Consider the following 4820-nt stretch of genomic DNA (forward strand, 5'->3'; position numbering starts at 1 on the left):
CGCCCTCCAATTGGCCTCCGCCGACACGAGAACGCACCGACGGAAAGTTGAGACTCCATTTGGACGATTGAACATTCGCGGTCGCGACCAAAGCGCTGTGAGCGTTGCCTGCGGGAAGGCCGAAGACATTCAGATCGCGTCCGTCAACGTTGCCTCGCACCCGAATGGACTCTGCGTGTCCGGTGACGGTTGCCTTGCCAGAGGCTCGCCCAAAAAACTGATCCGCGGTGTCACCGAGGAACCATAGCCCACGGTTCAGATCCACGCGGGATGCCACCAACCGCGTGTCGAATCGTGGGTGAATCCGTTGGTCGCCATCGACCAAATAAACCAGCCCATGCAGGCTGAGTGTCCCGTCCGCGTAGTCGCCTCGGAGCGACTGGATCCGGAGCACGTCGTTTTCGATCCGGCCGGCCAAGCGTAGTTTTCTTGAAAGCGGCTGAGCACGATACATGAGCTGTGAAAGCTCGAGATCGATCGTCGTATCTGGGATCGCTCGTGCAAGGCCGCTTGATGTTGCGAAGTTGACCGAGACGCTGCCGGTTGCCTTTCCGCTCATCCCCATTTTTCGACGTGCCAACACATCGACCAGCGCGTCCAACGACACGCCATCGAACGTCAACTGCGACGCTTGGGTCCGAGCCGGCAAATCATTCCACTGATCCGAAGCAATCAGTTGTGCAGTGGAGTGGCCTTGAACCGTTCCCCCGAAGAGGTCACCGTTCAGATCGAACTGGAATTCACCTTGGTTGGTCGCAACGTTCGCGTTCAAATCACCGATCGATGCCTCGCCCAACATGATGGACGAAGCGACCAACTCCGCTGAACCACGATGCGCGACCGGATCGGACAGCCGGTTCAATGGAACCTTCCAATCAAGCTCACCGGACAGCGTCGATGTGATTTTCAGCTCGATGCTTTCTGATACAGGCAGCCTTAGCTCAGGTCGGACGTCGCGAAAATTGAGATCCACGACCATGTCCTCGTCATCACGGCGAGGCACCGTCGCTCGGCCGGAGATTTGTCCGCCGAACAGAGTGGCGGTCAACGAGGTCAAATCAAAGGCGGTCTGAGTGATTCGATAATCCGATTCGACTCGATGGATTTTGAAGCGTGCGGGCAGCTCGGAACTTTGCCGCCGCGGAGTGAGAGCAAAATCGGTGGGCGTGAAGCGAACGTCGTGCTCGAATGAGCCGAGATCGACGCCCGCGACCTGGATCGCTGGAGACGCCACAGCCCCAGCGATGTTCCACTGCGTTTGTTCGGCTCGGTCGTCCAGCTCGCCTGTCCCTTGGATTCGAAAATCAAGTTTGCCCTGGACGAGTCCTACTTGTTCGGATGAATCAGAGCCGCCGATCCATTCGGACATCTGCCCGATCGGAAGGTCGTCCGCGGCCACTTCGAAGGAGAACGATCCGTTGCCGGTCAGTGGAAGGTCCGCTTGGCCGATCATTCGAACGGTGGAGGCATTCGACGTCGGTGTGGTTTGCAGATCAATCTTGTCGGCTCGCAGGCGACCGTCCCGGACCAGCAGTTTGCCGACCTTCAGATCCACCGGCGGCAATCCACTGAGTTGCAGTGCATCGGCTTGAAAGGTTCCCTCCAAGTCGTAGCTGGCGATGTCATCGATGCGTTGGATGGGTGCACGGAACTGGACGTCTCCGGATAGCTCCCCGTCCTTCGGCAGCATCGGCTCGTAGGACGGGAACCAGGAAGCAGCGAAATCGGTGATGGGGGCCAGTGAGAGTTCGTCCAGCTTCAAATCGGCGGACGCGTCGCCTTGAGGAACCAGTTCAAGGGAACCGCTTCCGGTGAATTTGCCCTTCGTCAGATCGTTGGAAGCTTCGCCGGATTCGACGGCCGAGCCGGTCAAGGAGCTCAGCGTGGCCACGCCATCGCGATAGCGGACCGTGGTTCGCAGATTGAGAAGTTCGAAACGGTCGACGATCAAGCGTGAACTGGTCAGTGTTCCATCGAATCGGTAGGCGGCTCCGTCAGTGAGGGACGTCCAAGGAACGCCGACTTCAAACTGCACCGTCACGTTGCCTTCGAGCGGGATGCCGAGATCGATCCCGATGGATTTCAGCCGCTCGGCGAGTTTGGCTACATCGATCTCACGAAACTCCCACTGGCTGTTCCAATAGCGATCCGTGGGGTCCGGGTTTTCTTGCGTGACGGGTTGGCGGCGTGTGGGTGGCTGGTCGGCGGGTGGCTGGCTGGTGGGTGGCTGGCTGGTGGGTTGCTGGGCATAAACTTGAGAAGAAAAGGTGATCGACGAAAACACGGTGACAACGCCGATGACGACGCACGCACGCCATCGTCGGGCCGAGTTGAGGCGGCACATGGCTGGCGGTGGATCGAGTCGATTCCCGGACACGTTGGCTCCATCTTTCGTAGTTCATGCCATTTTGAACCGCAGCCTACAAAATGTTTGCTGCCGGATGCCAACGGAATCTGGCGGATTCGCGTGGATCCGAGACGCCAGCATCCGCCGCGATTGGATCCCGTCCATTTGGCTTGCGGCCGGGCAAATCACAACAGGGCAAATCACGGACCCAACGGCGTCCTCCAAACCGGCATCGCGATGCAAGAAGTGCAGAAACCTAGCTGACTCTGCGGGGTTCCACCCAATGCCCGGAAGGCATCGTTTGGCACAAGTTGGGATCACCGATGGCAAATCAACGCGGTTCGGATGCGCTGCAATGCAGGTTTTCAACGATCCAAATGTCGTTTCACCAATCGGCCGCCGACTTCCCTTTACTTTCTGTCGTGGCCGATGGGCACCCGAAGAAACGATGCCGCCGTGATTTCTTTTTCAGCAGTCTTTTCCCAGGATTCTTACCGATGACCGGTTTGCAACGTTACTTGGTCGTTCTCTTGTCGCTCGCGTTGTGCGACTCCATCGTCGATGCCGAAGACTGGAGCCGCTTTCGCGGGCCCAATGGATCGGGAGTCGTCCAGAGCGACGCATCCGTTCCGGTTCGGTGGAGCCCGACGCAGAACGTGAAGTGGAAGGTGGCTCTTCCGGGAGCAGGTGTTTCCAGCCCGATCGTGGTTGGCGATCGCATCTGTGTGACGTGCTACTCCGGCTATGGGCTCGATCGAGCCAATCCCGGCGACATCAATGATCTGAAACGTCATCTCGTTTGCCTCGACGCCAAGTCAGGCGAAGTGATTTGGGAGAAATCGATCGATGCGGTTCAGCCGGAAGATCCCTACACGGGTGCGGGCGTTCCATCTCACGGTTACGCATCGCATTCGCCCGTGTCGGATGGCCAAAACGTGTACGTGTTCTTTGGAAAGACCGGCGCGTTCGCGTTTGATTTCGAGGGAAACCAATTGTGGCACACTCCGTTGGGCACGGAATCGGATTCGCACCGTTGGGGTTCCGCATCGAGTCCGATCTTGTTGGACGACAAGGTGATCGTGACGGCGTCGTCGGAAAGCCAAGCTTTGGTGGCACTGGACAAAGCAACCGGCAAAGAAATCTGGCGGCAGGAAGCGAAGGGTCTCGACAACCTGTGGGGCACACCTGCACTTGCGAAAACGGAGAACGGAGTGGATTTGGTCGTCGGAGTTGCCGGTGAAGTTTGGGGCATCAACCCAGACAATGGCAAGCTTCGCTGGTACGCGTTAGCAGGCGAATCAGATCAAGCCAGCACGAGCGCGGTCGTTGATAAAGACGTGGTGATCGTCCTGGGGGGCCGCGGCAGCGGGTCGATCGCGGTCCGCGCAGGAGGAACCGGCGACGTGACGGATTCCCATGTCGCCTGGAACGGTTCGGAATCAGGACGGTTCGCGACGCCGGTGGCTTACAACGGAACGGTCTTCATGATTGCCAACGACGTGTTGACTCGAACCGACGAAGCATCCGGTGAGATGATTGACCGCATTCGTTTGTCGGGTGGAAGCGGCGGTTCGGGCGGTCGCCGAGGAGGCTCGGACTACGCGTCACCCATCGTCGTCAATGGCCATCTGTACTACATCAAAGGCAATGGCGACATGTTTGTCTTTGACGTGCATTACGAACTGAAACAACTCGCCGTCAATCGCACGACGACCGAGACCGAATCGTTCAGCGGATCGCCAGCGTACAGTGATGGCAACTTGTTCGTTCGATCGAACAAACATCTTTACTGTGTTGTCGCCGGGCCCTTTGATGAGTCATCCGAATCGGCGCCCGCAGGCGACACACCGGACTCAAATGAAATGGCGCAACGCGGTGATCAAGGCCGGGGTGGACCAGGTGGCAGATTCGGACGCGGCGGATTCGGAGGTGGCGGATTTGGAGGTGGCGGATTTGGCAACCGTGGCGGTGGCGGTGATCGCGGACGCGGTGGAGACCGTGGCCGAGGCGGCGGACGCGGAGGCTTTGGCGGTCAACAGGAAGACAACCGTCCCGATCGTCCCCAACGCCCACCGTTGGACGACACCAGCACGAACTAGTTTGCCGCGTTGTCCTCAAAGGACTGAATGGCACCGCCGTCACGTACGACGGTCTTCCAAGACCGTCAATCACAACCCGACGCGTGAGTTCGAAGTTGCGTTTTCGCGTGAGGCATTGTTTTTTCATAACCCGACGCGTCAGCGAGGGACCACAGGCTCGCGGCAACGACACGTGATCCCTCGCTCACGCATCGGGTTAGGATTGAATGAACAGCACAGTGAGCGAGCGACGCCCTCACAACAAGCCGACGCGTCAGTTTCGAAGTTGCGCTTTTTCGTGTGGTATAGGTATTTCACAAAACCACGCAACAGCGAGGGAACCACAGGAACACCTCAAAGTCACGTGAACCATCTCTCTCGAGTCGCCTAAAAAT

The 4820-nt window shown here is 58.4% G+C and carries 2 protein-coding genes; one reads left to right on the forward strand and one right to left on the reverse strand.

Going from position 1 to position 4820, the window contains the following annotated elements; genetic code table 11:
• Window positions 1–2344, reverse strand: a 2344-nt coding sequence (locus ACF8AM_RS17945; protein WP_392556963.1) for an AsmA family protein, incomplete at its 3' end; no start/stop codon positions are given.
• 380 nt (window positions 2345–2724) lie between these two features.
• Here ACF8AM_RS17945 and ACF8AM_RS17950 point away from each other — a divergent pair.
• The gene (locus tag ACF8AM_RS17950; RefSeq protein ID WP_392556962.1) at window positions 2725–4446 is read left to right on the forward strand and encodes a PQQ-binding-like beta-propeller repeat protein; all 1722 of its coding nucleotides are present in this window, start codon (window positions 2725–2727) and stop codon (window positions 4444–4446) included.
• The last annotated feature ends 374 nt before the right edge of the window (window positions 4447–4820 follow it).

The organism is Rhodopirellula sp. JB055 (genome assembly GCF_043100905.1).
In the GTDB taxonomy this organism is placed as follows: domain Bacteria; phylum Planctomycetota; class Planctomycetia; order Pirellulales; family Pirellulaceae; genus Rhodopirellula.